Origin of the sequence: Ralstonia sp. OTU4908 (assembly GCF_038440115.1) — a bacterium.
Classification (GTDB): Bacteria; Pseudomonadota; Gammaproteobacteria; order Burkholderiales; family Burkholderiaceae; genus Ralstonia; species Ralstonia pickettii.
The window spans coordinates 110,240-131,013 of the sequence record NZ_JASATD010000013.1; the positions used below are offsets into that span (position 1 = coordinate 110,240).

Annotated in this window: 20 protein-coding genes; 5 read left to right on the top strand and 15 right to left on the bottom strand. The window is 63.7% G+C overall.

Going from position 1 to position 20,774, the window contains the following annotated elements:
• Nucleotides 1–15 precede the first annotated feature (15 nt).
• Genes AAHM38_RS13825 through AAHM38_RS13835 form a run of 3 tightly spaced genes read right to left on the bottom strand, consistent with a single transcriptional unit; the run spans nt 16 to nt 3,156 of the window.
• Nucleotides 16–750: a histidine phosphatase family protein gene (locus AAHM38_RS13825; protein WP_116576503.1), complete on the bottom strand. Its 735-nt coding sequence runs from the start codon at nt 748–750 to the stop codon at nt 16–18.
• Between the two features lie 12 nt (nt 751–762).
• Nucleotides 763–1,542, bottom strand: coding sequence for an oxepin-CoA hydrolase, alternative type (locus tag AAHM38_RS13830; RefSeq protein WP_116576502.1), 780 nt, complete (start codon nt 1,540–1,542; stop codon nt 763–765).
• A 42-nt stretch (nt 1,543–1,584) separates the two neighbouring features.
• Complete coding sequence (locus AAHM38_RS13835; protein WP_116576501.1) at nt 1,585–3,156, bottom strand: 3-hydroxyacyl-CoA dehydrogenase; 1,572 nt, start codon at nt 3,154–3,156, stop codon at nt 1,585–1,587.
• A 46-nt stretch (nt 3,157–3,202) separates the two neighbouring features.
• Between AAHM38_RS13835 and AAHM38_RS13840 the strand changes: the two genes are divergently transcribed.
• Nucleotides 3,203–3,856, top strand: coding sequence for a glutathione S-transferase (locus tag AAHM38_RS13840; protein ID WP_009241024.1), 654 nt, complete (start codon nt 3,203–3,205; stop codon nt 3,854–3,856).
• A 20-nt stretch (nt 3,857–3,876) separates the two neighbouring features.
• Here the strand turns inward: AAHM38_RS13840 and AAHM38_RS13845 are convergent, their stop codons facing one another.
• Both AAHM38_RS13845 and AAHM38_RS13850 read right to left on the bottom strand, forming a co-directional pair.
• On the bottom strand, nt 3,877–5,049 hold the full coding sequence (locus tag AAHM38_RS13845) for a pyridoxal phosphate-dependent aminotransferase (protein WP_116576500.1): 1,173 nt from the start codon (nt 5,047–5,049) through the stop codon (nt 3,877–3,879).
• A gap of 12 nt (nt 5,050–5,061) precedes the next feature.
• A complete protein-coding gene (locus tag AAHM38_RS13850; protein ID WP_116576499.1) occupies nt 5,062–5,586 on the bottom strand; it encodes a putative toxin-antitoxin system toxin component, PIN family in 525 nt (174 codons plus the stop codon).
• Between the two features lie 37 nt (nt 5,587–5,623).
• Between AAHM38_RS13850 and yaaA the strand changes: the two genes are divergently transcribed.
• Together yaaA and AAHM38_RS13860 are read left to right on the top strand one after the other, a co-directional pair.
• The gene (gene yaaA, locus AAHM38_RS13855) at nt 5,624–6,397 is read left to right on the top strand and encodes a peroxide stress protein YaaA (RefSeq protein ID WP_116576498.1); all 774 of its coding nucleotides are present in this window, start codon (nt 5,624–5,626) and stop codon (nt 6,395–6,397) included.
• A 14-nt stretch (nt 6,398–6,411) separates the two neighbouring features.
• Nucleotides 6,412–7,557 carry a M14 family metallopeptidase gene (locus tag AAHM38_RS13860; protein ID WP_116576497.1) on the top strand — a complete coding sequence of 382 codons (1,146 nt, stop codon included), beginning with the start codon at nt 6,412–6,414 and terminating at the stop codon, nt 7,555–7,557.
• A gap of 40 nt (nt 7,558–7,597) precedes the next feature.
• Here the strand turns inward: AAHM38_RS13860 and AAHM38_RS13865 are convergent, their stop codons facing one another.
• From AAHM38_RS13865 to AAHM38_RS13910, 10 genes are all read right to left on the bottom strand, one after another.
• Nucleotides 7,598–8,434: a BspC domain-containing protein gene (locus AAHM38_RS13865; protein ID WP_116576496.1), complete on the bottom strand. Its 837-nt coding sequence runs from the start codon at nt 8,432–8,434 to the stop codon at nt 7,598–7,600.
• A gap of 147 nt (nt 8,435–8,581) precedes the next feature.
• Complete coding sequence (locus AAHM38_RS13870; protein WP_116576495.1) at nt 8,582–10,180, bottom strand: ABC transporter substrate-binding protein; 1,599 nt, start codon at nt 10,178–10,180, stop codon at nt 8,582–8,584.
• A 161-nt stretch (nt 10,181–10,341) separates the two neighbouring features.
• Entirely contained in the window at nt 10,342–11,553 is a 1,212-nt protein-coding gene (locus tag AAHM38_RS13875; RefSeq protein ID WP_024975336.1) for a DUF2863 family protein, read from the bottom strand.
• A gap of 97 nt (nt 11,554–11,650) precedes the next feature.
• Entirely contained in the window at nt 11,651–11,932 is a 282-nt protein-coding gene (locus AAHM38_RS13880) for a hypothetical protein (protein ID WP_116576494.1), read from the bottom strand.
• A gap of 216 nt (nt 11,933–12,148) precedes the next feature.
• Nucleotides 12,149–14,854, bottom strand: a complete 2,706-nt coding sequence (gene acnA, locus AAHM38_RS13885; protein WP_116576493.1) for an aconitate hydratase AcnA — start codon at nt 14,852–14,854, stop codon at nt 12,149–12,151.
• Nucleotides 14,855–14,931: 77 nt separating this feature from the next.
• Complete coding sequence (locus AAHM38_RS13890) at nt 14,932–15,330, bottom strand: 2-methylcitrate dehydratase (RefSeq protein ID WP_116576492.1); 399 nt, start codon at nt 15,328–15,330, stop codon at nt 14,932–14,934.
• A 35-nt stretch (nt 15,331–15,365) separates the two neighbouring features.
• Nucleotides 15,366–15,908, bottom strand: a complete 543-nt coding sequence (locus tag AAHM38_RS13895; protein WP_116576491.1) for a hypothetical protein — start codon at nt 15,906–15,908, stop codon at nt 15,366–15,368.
• Between the two features lie 263 nt (nt 15,909–16,171).
• Complete coding sequence (gene prpB / locus AAHM38_RS13900) at nt 16,172–17,068, bottom strand: methylisocitrate lyase (RefSeq protein ID WP_065856650.1); 897 nt, start codon at nt 17,066–17,068, stop codon at nt 16,172–16,174.
• Nucleotides 17,069–17,091: 23 nt separating this feature from the next.
• Nucleotides 17,092–18,072 (bottom strand): HpcH/HpaI aldolase/citrate lyase family protein, encoded by a 981-nt coding sequence (locus tag AAHM38_RS13905; RefSeq protein WP_009241011.1) that lies wholly within the window; start codon nt 18,070–18,072, stop codon nt 17,092–17,094.
• Between the two features lie 118 nt (nt 18,073–18,190).
• Nucleotides 18,191–19,177 (bottom strand): malate dehydrogenase, encoded by a 987-nt coding sequence (locus AAHM38_RS13910; protein ID WP_009241010.1) that lies wholly within the window; start codon nt 19,175–19,177, stop codon nt 18,191–18,193.
• A gap of 352 nt (nt 19,178–19,529) precedes the next feature.
• Between AAHM38_RS13910 and AAHM38_RS13915 the strand changes: the two genes are divergently transcribed.
• Together AAHM38_RS13915 and AAHM38_RS13920 are read left to right on the top strand one after the other, a co-directional pair.
• On the top strand, nt 19,530–20,339 hold the full coding sequence (locus tag AAHM38_RS13915; RefSeq protein WP_009277492.1) for a GntR family transcriptional regulator: 810 nt from the start codon (nt 19,530–19,532) through the stop codon (nt 20,337–20,339).
• A gap of 273 nt (nt 20,340–20,612) precedes the next feature.
• The coding region (locus AAHM38_RS13920) for a succinate dehydrogenase, cytochrome b556 subunit (RefSeq protein WP_446740142.1) at nt 20,613–20,774 on the top strand (162 nt) is incomplete at its 3' end.

Below are 20,774 nucleotides of genomic sequence, written 5' to 3' on the forward strand. Positions count from 1 at the left end.
TGTATCGAGGAAAGTTCAGGTCGGTTGGCGATGGCGAAGGTACTGCTGCAGCAGCACCTCCATCGTCGTCAGCCGCGAGCCGACGTGCGCGGGCGAAGGCGCCGAAAAATTGCTCATGCGCAGCACCCAGTCGGTCGGGGCCTCGCCAACGTCGAGCACGTTGATACAGCCGGCGGTCTGCGCGAGGCTGCCGAAGAACACGCGCTCGCCGCCGGTGATGGCGTGCGAGAGGATCGCGCGGTTGGTGCCGCCATGCAGCACCAGCAGCACGGTGTCCCAGTCCGTTTGCGCGCGCAGCCGGGCGATGGCCGGAATCACGCGGTCAAGAAATTCGCCGATGCTCTCGCCATTGAGGAAGCGCCGGTCTTCGGACACCGTGCCTTCAAACGCGCCGATGAAAGCCTGCGCGAGTTCGTGCTCGGGAATTTCCGCCAGCTTGCCGCCGCGGATTTCCTGCAGCTCGGGCCAGTGTTCAAGCGCGATGCCGCGTTCCTGCATCGCGGGCATCTCGGCCAGCACGCGCTGCGCGGTTTCCACCGTGCGCGGCAGGCCACTGACGATCACGCGGTCGAAGACGATGTTTTCGGCGGCGAAGATCTTGCCCGCAGCGGTGGCTTGGCTGCGGCCGAGTTCGTTGAGCGGCACGGCTTCGGGCGACGGAACGGGCCGACCGGTTTCGTCAAAGTACGTCACGGCGCCATGACGCATCAGATAGATGCGCCGGCGCTGGGGTGTCGGGAAGGGAACCATGCAAACCGGAAATCAGCGGTATTGAGGTTTGCGCTTTTGCAGGAACGCCGAGATGCCTTCGTTGCCGTCGGCGTGGTGCAGCGCCTCGACAAAGCTGTGCTGCTCGGCCTTGAGGTGGTCGTGCAGCGAGGCGTCTTCGGCGTGCGCGATCAGGCCCTTGATGCGGCCCACCGCGTGCGGCGATTGCGCAGCGAGTTTTTCCGCCAGTGCAACTGCCTGGTCCAGCGCCTCGCCGGGTTTGACCACCTCATTGATGAGCCCGAAGTGCGCCAGCCGCTCTGCGCTGACAGGCTTGCCGAGCATGTTGATTTCGCTCGCCAACGGGCGCGGCAGGAAGCGTGCGATGTGCCATGAGCCGCCGCCGTCCGGCGTGAGCGCCACGTTCACGTATGCCATCACGAATTTGGCGTCCGATGCGGCAATCGCAAAGTCGCAAGCCAGTACCAACGAGAAACCGGCGCCTGCCGCTGGGCCCTCCACCGCGGCGATCACCGGCTTGGGAAACGTGCGGATCGTCTCGATCCAGTGGTTGAGCGCGTCGATGCCTTCTTCTTGAACGCTGCGCGGCTTGCTACGGTTTTCCAGCAGGCGGTTCAGATTGCCGCCCGCACAGAAGGCGTTGCCGTCGCCCGTGAAGATGACGGCACGGATCTCGTTGTCGTTGGCGGCACGGTCGAGCGCTTCCATCGACGCGGTGTACATCACCGGGTCCAGCGCGTTGCGCGCGTCAGGGTTGGACAGCGTCAGCACCAGCGTCGAGCCGATGCGTTTGGAGAGCAATTGTGCGGTCATGGCGGCCTCGTCAGGGTAAGCGGCAATCAGGCGTCAGGCGTATCAGGCATCAGGCGTGAGCAGCGACATGCCGAGACGGGCACGGCGCAGCAGCCACGGGCTCGGGCGATAGCGCGGATCGCCATACAGCACGTAGAGGTTCTGCAGGACTTCAAGGATGGCGTTCGTGCCCAGCGTATCGCCGAGTGCCAGCGGCCCTTTGGGATAACCGAGCCCCAGCGTGACAGCGAGGTCGATGTCGGTAGGCGTAGCAATGCGCTGCTGTGCGATATCGCACGCGATGTTGACGATGCATGCGACGATGCGCTGCGCGACAAAGCCACCCGAATCGCGGATCACCGTGACGGGCACGCCGTCGGAGGCCAGCAAGCCGTGGGCGGCATCGCGGTAGGCCGCATCGGTGGCGGGTGTGGTCATCAGCGTGCGGCGCTTGGTGGCGGCAAACGGATAGAGCGTGTCGAGCGCGACGGTGCGGCGTGCATCGAGTCCCTCGGCGGCCACGCAGGCCGTGGCATCCAGCCCGCGCGGCGTCACGATGATCAATGCATCGGCGGACGGTTTGGAACCGCCCTCGGGCGTGATGCCCAGATCGAGCAACAGGCGCTGCGCTGCGGCGTGGCCGGCGTCATGCGCGCGGCTGATCCATACCGAAGACGGGCGCGCGGACGGGCCGGGCGTTTCCTCCGGCACCTGTTTCTGTCCTTCCGGATAGCGGTAGAAACCTTCGCCCGTCTTGCGGCCCAGAATGCCGCCGGCAAAGCGCACCGCCGTGATCTGCGACGGACGATAGCGCGGCTCGTCATAAAACTGGCGATAGACCGATTCCATCACCGGGTGCGAAACGTCCAGCCCCGTGAGGTCCATCAATTCGAACGGCCCCATGCGGAAACCGGCCTGCTCGCGCATGATGGCGTCGATGTCCGCATAGGCCGCCACACTTTCCTGCGCCACGCGCAGGCCTTCGGTATTCATGCCGCGCCCGGCGTGGTTGACGATGAAGCCCGGCATGTCGATGCAGCGCACGGCGGTGTGCCCCATGCGCTGGGCGAGTGCGGCCAGGGCATCACCGGTGGCGGGCGCGCTGCGCAGGCCGTCGATGACTTCGACCACCTTCATCAGCGGCACCGGGTTGAAGAAGTGAAAGCCCGCGACGCGTTCGGGGTGCTTGCATGTCGCAGCAATCGCGGTAATCGACAGTGATGATGTATTCGACGCCAGGATGGCATCCGCGCGAACGATGTCTTCGAGCTGACGGAAGAGGTCGCGCTTGACGTCGAGCTTTTCGACGATGGCCTCGACCACGAGATCGCAGTCGGCGAGGTCGGTCAGGGCGCCGGCAGGAATCAGGCGGGCGATTGTGGCGTCGGCGTCATCCGCTGTGAGCTTGCCCTTGGAAGCAAGCTTGGCGAGCGTATCGGCCAGTGCAGTGCGCGCCGCTTCCACGGCTTGCGGATTGGCGTCGAACAGTTTGACGCGCAAACCTGCCTGGGCCGCGATCTGTGCAATGCCTCGCCCCATGGCGCCGGTGCCCACAATCCCGATAGTCTGCATATGAAATCCGCTGCGATCGAAAGAAGTCTGGCTAAAATAGCACGAGCGTGCGATTTCTGGCATCCGCACCGACCATAACGGACGGCCAAATTACCAAGGAGATGGGTTCATGCTGACGCTATACGGTTTTGCCGCGAGCAACTACTACAACAAGGTCAAGCTCGCCCTGCTGGAAAAGGGACTCCCTTTTGAGGAATCACTGCGCTGGCCGGACCAGACCGACGGCGAAATCTCGCCGCTGCACAAGGTGCCGTATCTGAAGGATGGCGATCTCGGCATGTGCGAATCGCAGGTCATTGTCGACTATCTGGAGGCGCGTTATCCGGAGCATCCGCTGGTTCCGGCCGATCCGTTCCAGGCAGCCAAGGTGCGAGAGGTGGTGACGTTCCTGGAGCTGCACCTGGAGTTGGTGGCGCGCCAGTTGTTTCCCGAGGCGTTCTTCGGCGGCAAGATCAGCGACAACCTGAAGGTCAAGGTGCGCGAACAACTGCAGAAGAACATCCCGGCGGCGGCCAAGCTGTTCAAGTTCTCGCCTTACGTAGCGGGCGACACGTTCACCATTGCGGACTGCGCGGCCATCGTGCACTTCCCGCTGGTGAGTCAGGCTACCAAGATCATCTACGGTGAAGACCTGCTGGCGCAGGTCGAAGGCGTCAAGCCTTACCTGGCCAAGATGGCCGAGAATCCCAACGTGCAGAAAGTGCGGGCAGACAGCAAGGCCAATCTCGAGCAGATGCTTGCGCACTACGCCAGCAAGCGCTGATCGGCCTCGGCCTTACGGTTTTACACCTTCGACAAACGCTCCAGGGCGACCTGGAGCGTTTCGTCTTTTTTGGCGAAGCAGAAGCGCACCACGCCCGATTCGTGCGGCTGCGAGTAGAACGCCGACACGGGAATTGCCGCCACGCCAATCTCGCTCGTCAGCCACTTGGCGAACTCGGCCTCGGGCAGATCGGAGATGGCGCTGTAATCCACGCACTGGAAGTACGTCCCCTGGCAGGGCAGCAGCTTGAAGCGCGTGTTCTCCAGCCCGGCGCGGAAGAGGTCGCGCTTGCGTTGGTAGAACGCCGGCAACTCCAGATACGGACGCGGATCCGCCATGTAGTTTGCGAGGCCGTGCTGCACCGGCGTGTTGACGGTGAACACGTTGAACTGGTGCACCTTGCGGAATTCCGCCATCAGCGCGGCGGGGGCGGCCACGTAGCCGACCTTCCAGCCCGTCACGTGATACGTCTTGCCGAAGCTCGACACCACGAAAGCGCGACGCGCCAGCTCGGGAATGCGCGCCACCGAGGCATGCGGCACGCCGTCGTACACCATGTGCTCGTACACCTCATCGGAGAGCAGCAGCACGTTGGTCGGCGCCAGGATCTCGGCGAGCTTGCGCATGTCGTCCGCATGCCAGACCGTGCCGGTCGGGTTGTGCGGCGTGTTGAGCATGATCAGGCGCGTGCGCGGCGTGATGGCCGCGGCCAGCGTGTCGAACGGGATGCGAAAGTCCGGCGCGTTCAGCGTGATCGGCACGACCTTGCCGCCCGCCAGTTCAATCGACGGAATGTAGCTGTCGTACGTCGGCTCGAAGACGATGACTTCGTCGCCCGGATGCACGCAGCACAGTACGGTCGTCAGCAACGCCTGCGTGGCGCCGGCGGTGATGGTGATCTCGCGGTCGGCATCGTAAGCGTGGCCGTACAGATTGGCGACCTTGGCGGCGATGGCCTGGCGCAGGGCGGGCACGCCCGTCATCGGCGGGTATTGGTTCAGGCCGGCGCGCATGGCGTCGGACACCGCATCGACGATGCGCGGGTCGCAATCAAAATCAGGAAAGCCCTGGCCCAGGTTGACGGCCTGCTTTTCCACGGCCAGCGCGGACATCACGGTAAAGATGGTGGTGCCGACATTCGGCAGGCGCGGCGGCGGCGGGGCGATGGGTGCGAGCGATTCAACAGTGGTCATGACAAGACGGCTTCAAGCTTGATTCGGGATGGCAGCAGGAGGCGTGTTTTCCAACTGGACCAGCGCGACGAACTGCTTGGGCGGCAGCACCGCCACGTCGCAATACTTGGCCATGCGGCGCTTGAGCTTGAGCACGGCGCGGTCCTTGGAAACGAGATAGGCAACGTCGGCGGCATCGGCGAGCGCGAGAAATTTCTGGTCGTCGCGATCCTTGCAGCGCGGGACGAACGCTTCGCCTTGCACGCAGGCCGCGTCTTCAGGATCGGCGACGGACCGGGTCACGCGATCGACCCACGCGAGTGCGGCCTGCGCGTCGACGGCGTAGCGCGCGAATTGCGGATAGTCGAGCACGCGGCGCAATTCTTCGCGGCAGGCGGGGCTGATGATGGCGTCCAGCCGGCCGGCTTCCAGCGCGGCGCGGATGGGGCGCGCATCCGCATCGTCGAAGATCAGGATGTCGACCCAGATGTTGGAGTCCAGCACCACGCGCGGGGCCGGAGCCTGGGTGGAGTGGGCGAGGGCGGCAGCGTCTGCCATTCGATACAATTCCAGACTTGTGAACCGCGATTCTGACATGATCATCGTCCTCTCGCCGGCCAAGTCGCTCGACTACGACACGCCGCCGCGCACCAAGACCCACACGCTGCCCGATTTCATCGCGCGCTCCGCAGAACTCATTGACGTGCTTCGCAAGCTGTCACCGGCCCAGATCGGCACGCTTATGCACATTTCCGATCCGCTGGCGGCGCTCAATGCCACGCGCTATGCGGATTGGTCGCCCGAATTCACAGCGGAGAACAGCAAGCAAGCCGCGCTGGCCTTCGACGGCGACGTTTACGGCGGCCTCGATGCCAATTCGCTGGCGGTCGACGATCTGCAGTTCGCGCAGAAGCATCTGCGGATTCTGTCGGGGCTGTACGGCGTGCTGCGCCCGCTCGACTGGATGCAGCCGTATCGGCTGGAAATGGGCACGCGCCTTGCCAATCCGCGCGGCAAAGACCTCTACACCTTCTGGGGCGACGAGGTGACGCTGGCGCTGAACAAGCTTTTCAAGCAGGACGACGACCCCGTGCTGGTCAATCTCGCGTCGGAAGAGTATTTCAAGGTGGTGCGGCCCAAGGCGCTCAAGGCGCGTATCGTCACGCCGGTGTTTGAGGACTGGAAGAACGGCCAGTACAAGATCATTTCGTTCTACGCCAAGCGTGCGCGCGGTCTGATGGCGCGCTATGCGATCGAGCACCGCATCACCGATCCGCGCAAGCTCAAGGCGTTCGATGTCGACGGCTATGCTTTTGTCGCTGCCGATTCCGACGACGAGCGCTGGATCTTCCGCCGCAAGCTCACCTGATGACAGGATCCGACATGACAGCCACGCAACCGCACATCTCCAGCGCGTTCGACAGCGGCGCCATCGAAATCGTCGATGCCGCCCGCGCCGATGCCATCCGCCTGCGCATTCGCCGCGATTCGCACGCCGACTTCACGCAATGGTTTCACTTCCGCCTGCAAGGGGTGCTGGGCCAGGCCTGCACGCTCGCGCTGGAAAACGCCGGCGAATGCACCTATGCCTCCGGCTGGAAGGACTACCGTGCCGTCGCCTCGTACGACCGCGGGCATTGGTTCCGCGTGCCGACCCGCTATGACGGCAAGACGTTGACGATCGAGGTGACGCCCGAGCACGACAGCATCTGGTTTGCCTATTTCGAGCCGTATTCGGACGAGCGCCACCTTTCGCTCGTGGCCGCTGCGCAAACGAGGCCAGGTGTGCGCACCCAGCGCTTGGGGCAAACGGTGCAGGGCCGCGACATGACCAGCATCACCGTCGGCGAACCCGGCCCAGGCAAGAAGAACGTGTGGATCATCGCGCGCCAGCATCCGGGCGAGACGATGGCCGAGTGGTTCGTCGAGGGCCTGCTCGCGCGTCTGACTCGCCAAGGTGTCTGGAGCGGCGATCCCATCGGCCGTGTGCTTGCCGAGCGCGCCGTCTTCCATATCGTGCCGAACATGAACCCAGACGGTTCGTCGCTGGGCAACCTGCGCACCAATGCCGCCGGTGCGAACCTGAACCGCGAGTGGATGGAACCCGACGCGCAGCGCAGCCCCGAAGTGCTGGCGGTGCGCCAGGCCATCGAGCAAACCGGCGTCGATCTGTTCTTCGACATCCACGGCGACGAGGCGCTGCCCTATGTGTTCGTGGCCGGCAGTGAAATGCTGCCCGGCTTTACCGACGCACAGCGCGCCGACCAGGACCGCTTTGTGGCGGCGTTCCTGCGGGCTTCACCGGATTTCCAGACGCGATACGGCTACGAGGCCAGCAAGTACAACGAAGACGCGCTCAAGCTCGCCTCCAAGTACATCGGCCACACGTATGGCTGCCTGTCGTTGACGCTGGAAATGCCGTTCAAGGACAACGCCGACCTGCCCGACGCGCGCGTGGGCTGGGACGGCGCCCGCAGCGCTGCATTGGGCGCGGCCATGCTGCAGGCGATCCTGGAGTATCTCGGCTGAAGATAAACGCCGCGCCGCCTGGGTCGGCGGCGCGTTGCGCTTAGTTGGAGGACGACTTCTTCGTCGTCTTCTTTGCAGTCGACTTGGCGGTGGATTTGCTTGCCGTGGTCGACTTGGTCTTGGCGGTGCCGCCGCCCTTGGCCGACTTGGCCGTCGCTTTTGTCGAGGCCTTGCCCTTGGCGGCTGTCTTGCCGTGTGCCGCCGCACTCGTCGTGCAGCGATGACCGCGGCGGCAGTGCGTGCGCGCTGTCGACGACGAAGGGGCAGCGGCCGGCGCGGCGAATGGCTGACCGTTGGCGTCGAGCAGCTCATACGCCAGCATCATCCCTTCGTCATACCCGCAGCGAACGCGCACGGGTTCCCACTGGTCATTGCCCGTGCCGCGCTTGTGCACGGCGGCATTGAAGGTGATCACGCTCGACACCTTGATCGCACCTTGCTTGCTGGACGAGAAGCGCGAGTCCCATGGCTCGACCTTGGCCTGGTCGCTGGAAAGCGCACCCGTCGGCAGGCGGAACTGATCGAAATTCGTCGAGCGCGGAATGATCCAGCTCGCATGCGCAGCGCAGTCGGCCACGTCTGGGCGGGCACCTTCCGATTGAATCAGGCGATCACGGGTTTGTGCGCGGTACTCGGACAAGCTCATCTTGTCCTTGGACGGCAGATTGACCGTGGTGGTGCCGCTGCTGTCGGTCGAGCCGAAGACGATGGGCGGCGTGGTCGGGGCGGGCGGGGTGGCCGGCTTGGCTTGCGCTGCCGGAGTGCTCGGCGTGGCGTTGGTGGCCTGGGCCGACGCATCAGTCGGTTCAGTCTGCAAGTTGGAGCAGGCGGCCAGCAAAGCGACGACGCCGAGACAGAGTAGTTTGGGTCGCAACATCACGAGTGTTACAGGGTGTCGGCGTGGAAATCGCCATGATAGAGGAAAGCTCAGGACGAAAGTTCCTGCTAGTTACCCCAATGCGGCACATCAGGCGAATTTGCTGTAACAGCGCGTTACGGCACGGTGTTCGTTACCAACCCATCATCATTGCTTGGTGAACAACCAGGCAAGCGACCATTCGTCGGTGCGCGCCTCGTAGCGGATGCCCTTGCGCATGGCCCACGTCGCGAGCTGGTGATGCGACGGGATGATCGCGTAGTCGGTCTGCGCAAAGCGCGCCGCGGTCTTGGCGGCCTGCTCGTGTGCCTGTTCGCTCGACACCGTCGAAAGCGACGTCTGTACCAGCTTGTCCAGCTCCGGGTTGCTGTAGCGGCCCCAGTTCCACGAGCCGTAGCCGGTTTGCGCGTTGGGCGTACCGAGAATGCTGCGCAGCGCCACATCCGCCGCCACCGAGCCCCAGCCGAGCATCATGAACGAGAATTCGCCCTGACGCGCGCGCGAGAAGTACGCTGCCACCGGCAAGGTTTCCACCTTCGTTTGAATGCCGATGCGCGTGAGCAGCTGTGCGGTGGTCTGCGCGACCTGCGCATCGTTCAGATACCGGTTGTTGGTTGCGTGCAGCGTGAGCCCGAAACCGTCCGGGTAACCGGCCTCGGCAAGCAGTTTCTTGGCGCGCGCCGGGTCATATGCGATCGGCTTGCCGCCCGGATGCCCGAAGATCTGCGGCGACACGATGCTCGATGCCACGACGCCCTGGCCCTCCAGCACGCGGCTGACGATGGCATCGCGGTTGATGGCCAGCGCGATGGCCTGGCGCACGCGATGGTCCTTGAGCGGATTCTTGGCGAGGGGCTTGCCGGCCTTGTCGGTCACGAACGGCGACGCATCGCGACTCTGGTCCATCTGCCAGAAAATCGTGCGCCACGACACCTGCTGTTCGAGGTGGAATTTCGGGTCTTGCTTGATGCGCGGCACGTCCGCAGCCGGTACGGCCTCGACGACATCCACATCGCCCGAGAGCAGCGCGGCTGTGCGCGCCGCATTGTCCGTGATGATCTTGAAGGTTACCTTGTCCCACTGCGGCGCGCGGCCCCAGTAGTGCGGGTTCTTCTTCAGAACGATTTCCTGCCCGCGCGTGAAGTGGTCGAACAGGAACGGACCGGTGCCGATCATGGCGCGGCCCGCATCAAAGTCCGCCTGCGCCGCATCGGCCACCTTTTTCGGGATGATGGGCAGGCTGTTCAGATCGTTGGGAATGCTCGCGTAATTCGGTGTCGACAGTTTCAAGCGCACCGTGAGCGGATCGACGATCTGTACTTCGGTAATCGACTTCGTATAACTCGTGAACGGGCCCGGGCTGTTGGTCAGGCGCGCGGGCCGCTCGATCGATGCCTTCACGTCTTCGCCGGTGAGCGGCGTGCCGTCGCTCCATTTCACATTGGGGCGCAGCTTGATCTCCCAGGTGTTGGCGTCGACGGGCTTCCAAGACGTGGCCAAGCCAGGCGTGTAGCGGCCGTTCTTGTCGAGAAAGACCAGCGATTCGAAGATGTGCAGCGCCATGGCGTTGTTGGGGCCGGCGTTGTTCCACTGCGGGTCCATCGACGTGACGTCGGCGGACAGGCCGATGCGCAGGTCGTCGGCGTGCGCGGCCAACGGCACCGCGGCAGCCGCTGCCAGCGCACAGGCTGCGAGGTTGCGGATCAGGGCGCGGATGGGAACACACAAGAGGGCACGGGTTGTCATCGGGAGGCTCCTGGGGTTCGGCGGTGATGCCATGTGGCGGGAGACCGTCATTGTGCCGCAGCCCGGCGGGGCGCGTGCGACGCAAACCGACAATCAATATGAACGATCGCGGAGCAATAAAAAAGCCACCCGAAGGTGGCTTGGATCACGCCCGTCGCCCGTCAGTGGAACAGCGGCTGCTGGGTCGGCGCGTCTTCCGGCATTTCTGCGTGGACGATTTCGGCCGAGCGGTCCGCATAGAGCGGGGCGCCGCAGTCTTCGCAGTACTCGGGTTCGAAGAGCTGGCCATGGCGGAAGATGTCTTCGATGCCGCAGGCGCGCAACTCATCGCAGATCTGCTCCAGTGGGCTGCCCGGTTCGCCTTCCGCGGTGACATCCGTGGCGCCGCCGTCGCGGCCGTACACCGGCCAGACGATGCCGTAGATGAGGTCTTTCTCGCCGCGCACCGTGAAGGCCACGCGGTATTCCTCGATCTGCTCTTCGCCAAACGCGCCGATGATGGCGCCGAAGCGGTTGGCCGGCATATCGAGCGCGCCCTGCAGGTAATTGACGGCAGCGCGCACGGTCAGCGGGCGGATCTGCTTGTCGGACTCGCGGCAGGACAGGAAGAACGCGTCGGGCAGGAGCAGGTCGAACTCGCAGCCGGGCATCAGCGTGGAGATGGTCGGCGTGACCTGTTCGCGCCATTGCTCCAGGCAGGCGGAGCGCTCTGCGTGGTGCTCCTTGGCGTCTTCCTGCCAGCGGAACAGCGCCTGGCCGTGCTGCGCCACGACGATCGCCACCAGGTAGCGAGGGTCGGCCAGGATCGGCGCCGTTTCCGGCATATCGCGCAGTTCGACCTTGGCCGGCTGGCCCGACAGCGCGTACGCGGCCAGCTTGTGCGTGAGCGCAAAGGTGTCGGAATGCGTGCGCGGCAGCTGATCGATGCTGTACAGGTAAGGGGCCAGCGCCACGCGGGCGTTGGAAGCCATCACATGCGCCTGCAGGTGTACCTGCAGCGTTTGCGCCATCTCGGGCTTGATGGTGCCCGAGGGGATCATGTAGCGGGTGTGCGCCAGGATGGGCGCCGCGATCAGCAGCGCGTCGTATTCGACGCCACCCGAGCTGAGGATGGCCGATTCGGCGAGCGTCTCGGCCTGTTCGGCGAGCACGTCGGAAGCTTCCTCGTTGTGTTTAAAAAGATGATCTAGCGCGGCGTCGAGCGCGGTCTGGCTGCCGTTCTTGAGCAGCCGGGAAAGACGTTCGGACAGCCTTTGTTCCCAATAGACGTCTTCGATGCGGCTGCCCGACGCGTCGAGCGCCAGCGCATCGGCCACCAGCCGTTCTGCATCGGGGGAAAGACGTTGGGGAGCCTTGGAGCGGAATCCTGCCATGCTGTGCCGTACCGTTCGTTGGAAGAATGAAGGGGCGTTATTTTACCCTTGTACGCTGCTGCGCGACGCCCGTTGCGAAACCTGTCAGGCGAAAACCTTAAGGCTTGGCCGCAGGCGCCGATGCTGCGGAGGCCGCGCTGCTTGCGCTCGCAGGTGCGGAAGCCGCTGCGGGTTCGGATGCAGCCGGCGCGCTGGCCGATGCCGGATGCGTCTCGGCAACCGGCGCGGAAGCTGCCATTGGCGGAGGCGGGGGCACAGGCGCCGCTGCTACGGCGGGCGTTGCCGGGGCTGGCGCCTGGGCGTCGGTCTGCGGTGCCTTGAACAGGATGTAGAACACGGCAGCCGCCACGACGATGAAGGCAAGTACCACTTGGGCCATGGGTGCGGGACTCCAGCAATGAAACGGTCAGGCGAGGCCGGGCGGCGAGCGTGCCGCCAACGGGGCGGGCACATCACACGGCCGATTCGGCAGACTGTACCAAAGCCTGCTTGCCGATTGGGGCATCGTCACCTTGTTTGATTTGGCAGGCAATAAAAAACCGGCTCCGAAGAGCCGGTTTTCGATCTGCACCTTCGCAGCGTGGTGGCTTGAAACTTAAGCCGCCAGCAGCTGGCGCAGCACGAACGGCAGGATGCCGCCGTGCTTGTAGTAATCCACCTCGATCGGCGTGTCGATGCGCAGCAGCACTTGCGCACGCGTGGTCTCGCCGTTGGCGCGATGGATGACCAGGGTGACGTCCTGTTGCGGCTTGATTTCGCCGTCCAGGCCCTCGATGTCGAAGGTTTCGTCTCCCACGATGCCCAGCGATTGCGCCGAGTCGCTGCCCTTGAATTGCAGCGGCAGCACGCCCATGCCAACCAGGTTCGAGCGATGGATACGCTCGAAGCTGCGTGCGATCACCGCCTTCACCCCCAGCAGTTGCGTGCCCTTGGCGGCCCAGTCGCGCGAGCTGCCCGTGCCGTACTCTTCGCCCCCGAAGACGACCGTCGGCGTCCCTTCGGCGATGTACTTCATGGCGGCGTCGTAGATCGACATTTGTTCGCCGCTCGGCTGGAACAGCGTTTCGCCGCCTTCCACGCGCGAACCGTCGGCCTTGGCGGGGATCATCAGGTTCTTGATGCGCACGTTGGCGAACGTGCCGCGCATCATCACCTCATGGTTGCCGCGGCGCGAGCCGTAGCTGTTGAAGTCGGCCTTGAGCACGCCATTGGCCAGCAGGTATTTGCCGGCCGGCGACGTTTCCTTGATCGAACCGGCTGGGGAGATGTGGTCGGTCGTCACGGAATCACCGAACACGCCCAGTGCGCGGGCGCCCTTGACCGATGCCGAGGCAACAGCAGGCGTCATGCCAAAACCTTCGAAGAACGGCGGCTCTGCGATGTACGTGGACTTCGGCCAGTCGTAGACTTGGCCCTTCGTGCCTTTGACGTTGGCCCACAGCTTGGACGGCTTCTTGACCTGTTCGTAGTTCGTGCGGAACGTGTCGGCGTTCATTGCGAACTTCATCAGCTTGGCGATTTCGTCCGAGGTCGGCCAAATGTCGCCCAGGTAGACGTCCTTGCCCTTCTTGCCCTTGCCCACCGGTTCGGTCATGAGGTCGCGCGTCACGTTGCCAGCGATCGCGTAGGCGACGACCAGCGGGGGCGAGGCCAGGAAGTTGGCGCGGATGTTCGGGTGGATACGCGCTTCAAAGTTGCGGTTGCCCGACAGCACGGCAGCCGCAACGATGTCGTTCTTCACGATGGCTTCGTTGAGTTCCGGCGTCAGGTCGCCGGCGTTGCCGATGCAGGTCGTGCAGCCGTAGGCCGTCACGCCAAAGCCCAGCTTTTCGAGGTACGGCAGCAGCCCGGCGGCCTCCAGATATTTCGTCACCACGCGGCTTCCCGGGGCGAGCGAGGTCTTGATGTGCGGCGCCACTTCCAAACCGGCTTCGACGGCCTTCTTGGCCAGCAGGCCGGCTGCCAGCAGCACGCTCGGGTTGGACGTGTTCGTGCACGACGTGATGGCGGCGATCAGCACGTCGCCGCTCTTCACGTCGACGCCGTTGGTGGTCGTGAAGGTCTTGTCGAGGTCTTCCGCTTTCTTGTTGAAACCGTTCTCCGCAACCGGCTTCGAGAACAGCGACGAGAACGTCGACTTCACGTTGCCGATTTCGATGCGGTCTTGCGGGCGCTTCGGGCCGGCCAGCGACGGCGCCACCGTGCCCAGATCCAGCGTCAGCGTCTTGGTGTAGTCGATTTCGCCAGCCTTCGGCACGCCAAACAGCTTCTGCGCCTTGAAATAGCTTTCGAACGCAGCGATTTCTTCCTTCGTGCGCCCCGTGCCCTTGAAGTAATCGATGGTCTTTTCATCGACCGGGAAGAAGCCCATCGTGGCGCCGTATTCCGGAGCCATGTTGCCGATGGTCGCGCGGTCCGGCAGCGACAGGCTGGCCGTGCCTTCGCCGAAGAATTCGACGAACTTGCCGACGACCTTTTCCTTGCGCAGCATTTCCGTGATCGTGAGCACCAGGTCGGTTGCCGTGCAGCCTTCGCGCAGGCGGCCCTTCAGCTCCACGCCTACCACGTCCGGCGTCAGGAAATACACCGGCTGGCCCAGCATGCCGGCTTCCGCCTCGATACCGCCCACGCCCCAGCCCACCACGCCGATACCGTTGATCATGGTGGTGTGGCTGTCGGTGCCGACCAGCGTATCCGGGTAGTACACGCCGTCCTTCTTATGGACGCCGCGTGCCAGGTACTCCAGGTTGACCTGGTGGACGATGCCGAAGCCCGGCTGCACCACGCCAAACGTGTCGAATGCCTGCATGCCCCACTTCATGAACTGGTAGCGCTCGTTGTTGCGCGAGAACTCCAGTTGCATGTTCAGGTCCAGCGCCTTCTTCTCGCGGAAGTGGTCAATCTGCACCGAGTGGTCCACCACCAGGTCGACCGGCACGAGCGGCTCGATCTTCTTGGGGTTCTTGCCCATGCGCTCGGCCACGTTGCGCATGGCGGCCAGGTCGGCCAGCAGCGGCACGCCGGTAAAGTCCTGCAGCACCACGCGGGCCACCACGAACGGGATTTCGTCAACGCGCTCGGCGTTCGGCTTCCAGTTGGCCAATTGTTGGACGTGCTCTTCGGTCACCTTCTTGCCGTCGCAGTTGCGCAGCACGGACTCCAGCACGATGCGGATCGACACCGGCAGGCGCTCGATCGCCACGCCCAGCTCCTTGCCCAGTTGCGGCAGGGAGTAGAACTTGCCGGTCTGGCCGCCGTTGACCTTAAATTCCTTGAGTGTTTTTTTCAGATTGTGGGGCATGGCATGACTCCAAGGCTTGAGGATTGCGCGGGGTACCGGGGTGCCCCGTGCGGATACATCAAATCGACAAAATCAAATCACATACAAACCGGCAAACGCGTCGCTCGGCAAGGCTTCTGACCGGGCGGATACTGCGCCACAACTCCGTTGAACGTCTTGCCGCCGTTGATGCGGGCGGGGATGCCATCGGCAATCGGACGTTTCTTGGCGTCGTGGTCAATCGTGGTGAAAGGCTTGTCGTCCGCGCAGGCAATTTTCATACGCAGCGCAGTGCTGCGCGTGCCGCGGACGACGGTGTCTTGGTGCGCCTCGATGGCCTGACCGGCGACCAGGGCGGTACCGAGCGCCATCGTTCCAATTGGCTCGATGGCCCCGGATGCTGTGGGTCCAGGGCGCCCCGCGCCTCCGGGCAAGGTCACGTCGTCGACGATGACCTTGTCTGGATTCATGCGGATGTTCGCAACCGTTGCGGACATGGGCGGCTCCCGTGGGCCTCTTGCGCGATGGCGGGTTACTGCTGGGCCGGTTGGGCCGTGCCCGGCGCCGGGGCCGGCGCGGGAGCCGGGCTGTCCGGGGTCATCAGCGGCAGGCCGGCCGGCGCGCGCAGGGCGCCGGCTTGCGTCGGGGCCGGTGCGCCGGCAGCCATTTCAGCGGTTTGGCACTCATCAGCCAGGCGGTGGCCTTCGTTGCGATCAAACAGCATGGCCTTCGCCGGGATCACGACCAGGTCGAAGCCGGTCTTCTGGTCGAAGTAGCGGTCGGCGCCGGTGCGGGTCAGTTGGCGCGGCAGGTCGTAGTTCTTGCCCTTCCAGTGCAGCTTGATGATCTGGTCGCGCGTCATGTCACCTGCAATGTAGAGCTCGTTGCCAAGTTCGCACTTCCATTGCACGCCTTCAGGCTTGGCAGCTGCAACAGGTTCTGCCTTCTTGGTGACCTTCTTCTTGGCCGAAGCCTTTTTGGCGGCCGGCTTTGCGGGCGCGGTCTGGGCGGTTGCATATTGCGATGCAGCCAGCGAAAGAACGCCGGCACAGGCGCCCACGATGAATTTGTTCATAGGGTTTCCTTCGGTAATTCGGTAAGACAGAGTAGGGAGGCGGCAGCCAGGTCGCGGTTGCCACGGCATTTCGCACACCGGCCGGTATTTTGACCGATTTGGACGCCGTGCCCAACGTTCTGTTACATGCAAGACCGACATCTCCGTCAAACGGCGGTATCGGCTTGGCATCAGCATCGATCTTGGGACCGTTCCCGCGCAACTCGCCCCGCAGTGTTTGTCTTCCGTTCTCCTTGCTTGCGTTGGTCGGGAGGCTGGCCGGCTTACCCGCGGTTCTGTGCGAACAGCGCGTCCAGCTTGGCTTCGTAGTCGTGGTAACCGATGCTGTCGTAGAGTTCCATGCGCGTCTGCATGGTGTCGACGACGTTCTGTTGCGTGCCGTCGCGGCGAATGGCTGCGTACACGTTCTCCGCAGCCTTGTTCATGGCGCGGAATGCCGACAGCGGATACAGGATCATCGACACGCCCGCGGAGGCCAGCTCATCGCGCGTGAACAGCGGCGTCTGGCCAAATTCGGTGATGTTCGCCAGCACCGGCACCTTCACCGCGTCGACAAACTTGCGGTACATCGAGAGTTCCGTCATTGCTTCCGGGAAGATCGCGTCCGCGCCGGCTTCCACGCAGGCCACGGCCCGTTCCAGGGCGCGGTCGAACCCTTCGACGGCCAGCGCATCGGTGCGGGCCATGATGACAAAGTTGGCGTCGGTGCGAGCATCGACGGCCGCTTTGATCCGGTCGACCATCTCTTCCTTCGAGACGATCTCCTTGTTGGGTCGATGGCCGCAGCGCTTGGCGCCGACTTGGTCTTCGATATGCATGGCCGCGGCGCCAAACTTGATGAGCGACTTGGTCGTGCGCGCTACGTTGAATGCGGAAGCGCCGAAACCCGTGTCGACATCGACCAGCAGCGGTACATCGCACACATCGGTGATGCGGCGGACGTCCGTCAAAACGTCGTCCAGGCCCGATATGCCGAGATCCGGCAATCCGAGCGAGCCCGCTGCCACGCCGCCGCCCGAAAGATAGATCGCGCGATAGCCGGCGCGCTTGGCCAGCAGCGCGTGGTTGGCGTTGATGGTGCCAACCACCTGCAGCGGCGATTCTTCAACCAGCGCCTGGCGAAAGCGCGCCCCTGCGCTGGCTTGGGTGTGTGCAGTCATGGCGATTCTCCTGTCTGTGCCCGTCACGCGAAGAAGCGCGCAACCGCGTCGGGCGGCATCTCCACGCCGGTGGTGTGCGCCCGTTGCAGCACGGCCCACCAGTAGCGATAGCTCGCGCGGTCATGCAGCCGCCCTTCGTGCTGGATCGGTCCCCACGCGGTGTCTTGCGCAGATGCAAGAATGGCGCTCGCGTGTGTCACTTCTTCGTGCGATGGGCGGAACGCCGAAACGATCGGCGCAATCTGGTCCGGATGGATGCTCCACTTGCGCAGATAGCCGAACTCGTTGCGCGCGCGGGTGGCATCGGCGCCGGCGCGGTCCGGGTGTTTGATGTCGGTGCTGACGTTGTGCGACGGCACTTTGCCGTGCGCGTGGCACGCGGCCGAAATATCGGCAAGCGCGCGGCGGATCAGCGGGTGCTCGAACTGCTCGGGCGAGCCCATCGCCGCGCCCGGAATCGCGCCGTTGTGTGCCGAAACGAAATCCATCAGGCCGAAACTCAGGCATTCCACCTGCACCAACGAAGCGATATCGAACACCTGCGCCAGGGCCCCATGTGTTTCGATCAAGACGTGGATCGGCAGGTGCCGCGCAATGCCCGCTGCCTTGGCGGCCTGGTTGATGCGATCGGTCACGCGTGCCACTTCCACCACGTCGCGCACCTTGGGCACCGTGACGTAGGCGAGGCGGCGGCCGGCAAGGCCTACGAGGATATCGACGTCTTGCGTCCACGCATCGTGGTTTGGATCGTGGATGCGCACGCCAATGCGGTTGAAACGGTTGTCGTCGCTGTTGATGAGCGCGGCGGCCAGTTCGGCGTGTGCGCGCTCCTGGCCGATGGCGGCGCCGTCTTCGCAGTCGAACGTGATGTCGAAGACGGGGCCAAGGGTTTGTTGCAGGGCGAGCGATTTGCGCATCAGTTTTTCTGCGCCCGCGTAGTGGTCGCAGACCGGCAGTTGAGCCGGAAGGGCATCGTCCTGGAACAAAACCTCGGTAGGGTGCACGGAGTGGTGTCGGTTGTGCGGCGCCTACAGCGCCTGCGTCTTGTTCAAAATGCAGGTGTAAAAAAACCGGAGGGTTCGCTGCCGATCCGCTCCGGTTTCTTCCTTTAGATCATGCGGATTACAGCAGATGCTGTACGCCTGCGCGCTCGGCTTCCAGCTCGTCGAGCGTGATCTTGATCTTGCCTTGGCTGTACTCGTCGATTTCCAGCCCTTCGACGATCTTGTACTTGCCGTTCTCCGTGGTGACCGGGAAACCGAACATCACGTCCTTCGGAATGCCGTATTCGCCGTTCGACGGGATGCCCATCGTAACGATCTTACCGTTGCTGCCCAGTACCCAGTCACGCACGTGGTCAATGGCGGCGTTGGCAGCCGAAGCAGCCGACGACAGGCCGCGCGCTTCGATGATGGCGGCGCCGCGCTTGCCAACGGTCGGCAGGAACACGTCGTTGTTCCACACCGGGTCGTTGATCATGTCCTTGACGCTCTTGCCGTCGATCGTGGCGTAGCGGTAGTCGGCGTACATCGTCGGGCTGTGGTTGCCCCACACGAACAGCTTTTCGATGGACGAAACCGGCTTGCCGGTCTTGGCAGCGATTTGCGACAAGGCACGGTTGTGGTCCAGGCGCAGCATGGCGGTAAAATTCTCGCGCGGCAGGTCCGGCGCCGACTTCATGGCAATGTAGGCGTTGGTGTTGGCAGGGTTCCCGACCACCAGCACCTTGACGTTGCGCGAGGCCACGGCGTTCAGAGCCTTGCCTTGTGCCGTGAAGATCTGGGCGTTGGCCGACAGCAGGTCTGCACGCTCCATGCCCGGACCACGGGGGCGCGCGCCCACCAGCAGGGCCACGTCGACGTCCTTGAAGGCGGTCATCGGGTCGGAATGCGCTTCCATGCCGGCCAGCAGCGGGAATGCGCAGTCTTCGATCTCCATCATCACACCCTTGAGCGCCTTTTGGGCCTTCTCATCGGGGATTTCCAGCAGTTGCAGGATGACGGGCTGATCCTTGCCCAGCATTTCGCCAGCGGCGATGCGGAACAGCAGGGCGTAACCGATCTGTCCAGCAGCGCCGGTCACTGCGACGCGCATGGGTGCTTTTGCCATGAGAACTCTCCAAACGGTAGTGAAAGCGGATCGCACTGCGTGCGGCAGGCATCCTGGCGGGATGTCGGTGCAGCTTCGCAGGCATTGCCGGCAACGGTCGGCGCTTCGTGGGCGGTCGGCTCAGAATCGGCAAGAGCCTCGCAGTTTACTGCGTCCGCATGACGATGTGGAAACACACTCGCGATTGACCTTGAGGGCGTCGTGGCGTCTGAGTGGACCGTCGCCCGGAACAGGCGCGAGTGTAGGTCCGGCTTTGCCGAGAAGTCAATTAATCTTCTGTCTTATATAAGACATAAGACATTCTATAAACGGGCTGGACGCCTTTGTCGCTTTTGTGGTGAAATCGGCAGCTATGTCGAGCACACCCAGCCCTCTATCCGCTGCGATGCCGCCTTCAGGCGGCGAAGGCGGCGCATCGCCCGCTTCTGCGGGCGGCGCAGGCGGCTCTCCCACGTTCAGTCCGCTGTATCAGCAGATCAAGACGCTGATCCTGCAAAGCCTGCAAGCCGGCGAATGGAAGCCCGGCGAAATGATCCCCAGTGAGATGGAGTTGGCGGCCCGTTACAAGGTCAGCCAGGGGACGGTGCGCAAGGCGATCGACGAGTTGGCGGCTGAAAACCTGGTCGCGCGGCGCCAGGGCAAGGGCACCTTCGTTACCACGCATTACGAAGAAGGGGTGCAGTTCCGTTTCTTGCGTCTGATGCCGGAGCAGGGCGAGCAGCACTATCCCAGCAGCCGTGTGCTGGAGTGCAAGCGCATGCGCGCCCCGGCTGAGATCGCCCGTCTGCTCGAGCTCAAGGCCGGCGACAGCGTCGTGCAGATCCGCCGCATCCTGTTCTTTTCGGGTGAGCCGACCGTGCTCGAAGAAATCTGGTTGCCAGGGGCGAGCTTCAAAGGGCTGACGGCTGAAAAGCTGACCGAGTGGAAGGGCCCGATGTACGCATTTTTCGAGGCGGAGTTTGGCGTGCGCATGTTGCGTGCCACCGAGCGCATCCGTGCGGTGGCCGCTGACCCGACCACGGCGGAGTTGCTGTCGGTGGCCGCTGAATCGCCGCTGCTGTCAGTGGAGCGCGTGTCGCATACGTTCGGCGACAAACCGGTGGAGATACGCCGTGGCCTGTACGTCACGACGCGGCACTATTACCAGAACGAATTGAATTAATGACGCGTCGCCGGGCCGCGATTCATGCGGACCGTCGCCGCTTCGGCTGCGTCTTGATTTGTGCGGCGCGCAACAGCGTATTGCGCGTCATGAAGGCGGTGCAGAGAGGACAATCCGCCCCCGTATCACGCCACTGGCTGGCGAGGGCAGGAAGCACAAAAGTGGAGCGCATCGCATGGAATTTATGGTGCGCTGCGCAACAAAAGCGCGCTAAAATCTCGTGGATTTGTGCAAACCTGTTTTGTTTGTTGATTAGCCAATTGGGGTCTGACCATGGCAGAAGCCATCAAGAAAGCCAGGCCGGTATACAGGAACATCGGTTTGGGCGACATCGCCCGCTACCGTTTGCCCTGGGCCGGTAAGGTGTCCATCCTGCACCGTGCCAGCGGTGCGCTGATGTTCCTTCTTCTTCCGTTCGTGCTGTACTTGTTTGAG

Bases quoted from the DNA above. Each gene is read 5' to 3' on its own strand.
- AAHM38_RS13860 (WP_116576497.1), top strand. From the start codon at position 6,412: ATGACAGCCACGCAACCGCACATCTCCAGCGCGTTCGACAGCGGCGCC.
- AAHM38_RS13835 (WP_116576501.1), bottom strand. From the start codon at position 3,156: ATGCCAGAAATCGCACGCTCGTGCTATTTTAGCCAGACTTCTTTCGAT.
- AAHM38_RS13895 (WP_116576491.1), bottom strand. From the start codon at position 15,908: ATGAACAAATTCATCGTGGGCGCCTGTGCCGGCGTTCTTTCGCTGGCT.
- AAHM38_RS13825 (WP_116576503.1), bottom strand. From the start codon at position 750: ATGGTTCCCTTCCCGACACCCCAGCGCCGGCGCATCTATCTGATGCGT.
- AAHM38_RS13880 (WP_116576494.1), bottom strand. From the start codon at position 11,932: ATGGCCCAAGTGGTACTTGCCTTCATCGTCGTGGCGGCTGCCGTGTTC.
- yaaA (WP_116576498.1), top strand. From the start codon at position 5,624: ATGATCATCGTCCTCTCGCCGGCCAAGTCGCTCGACTACGACACGCCG.
- AAHM38_RS13850 (WP_116576499.1), bottom strand. From the start codon at position 5,586: ATGGCAGACGCTGCCGCCCTCGCCCACTCCACCCAGGCTCCGGCCCCG.
- acnA (WP_116576493.1), bottom strand. From the start codon at position 14,854: ATGCCCCACAATCTGAAAAAAACACTCAAGGAATTTAAGGTCAACGGC.
- AAHM38_RS13845 (WP_116576500.1), bottom strand. From the start codon at position 5,049: ATGACCACTGTTGAATCGCTCGCACCCATCGCCCCGCCGCCGCCGCGC.
- AAHM38_RS13890 (WP_116576492.1), bottom strand. From the start codon at position 15,330: ATGTCCGCAACGGTTGCGAACATCCGCATGAATCCAGACAAGGTCATC.
- AAHM38_RS13840 (WP_009241024.1), top strand. From the start codon at position 3,203: ATGCTGACGCTATACGGTTTTGCCGCGAGCAACTACTACAACAAGGTC.
- AAHM38_RS13830 (WP_116576502.1), bottom strand. From the start codon at position 1,542: ATGACCGCACAATTGCTCTCCAAACGCATCGGCTCGACGCTGGTGCTG.
- AAHM38_RS13915 (WP_009277492.1), top strand. From the start codon at position 19,530: ATGTCGAGCACACCCAGCCCTCTATCCGCTGCGATGCCGCCTTCAGGC.
- AAHM38_RS13865 (WP_116576496.1), bottom strand. From the start codon at position 8,434: ATGTTGCGACCCAAACTACTCTGTCTCGGCGTCGTCGCTTTGCTGGCC.
- AAHM38_RS13875 (WP_024975336.1), bottom strand. From the start codon at position 11,553: ATGGCAGGATTCCGCTCCAAGGCTCCCCAACGTCTTTCCCCCGATGCA.
- AAHM38_RS13910 (WP_009241010.1), bottom strand. From the start codon at position 19,177: ATGGCAAAAGCACCCATGCGCGTCGCAGTGACCGGCGCTGCTGGACAG.
- AAHM38_RS13870 (WP_116576495.1), bottom strand. From the start codon at position 10,180: ATGACAACCCGTGCCCTCTTGTGTGTTCCCATCCGCGCCCTGATCCGC.
- prpB (WP_065856650.1), bottom strand. From the start codon at position 17,068: ATGACTGCACACACCCAAGCCAGCGCAGGGGCGCGCTTTCGCCAGGCG.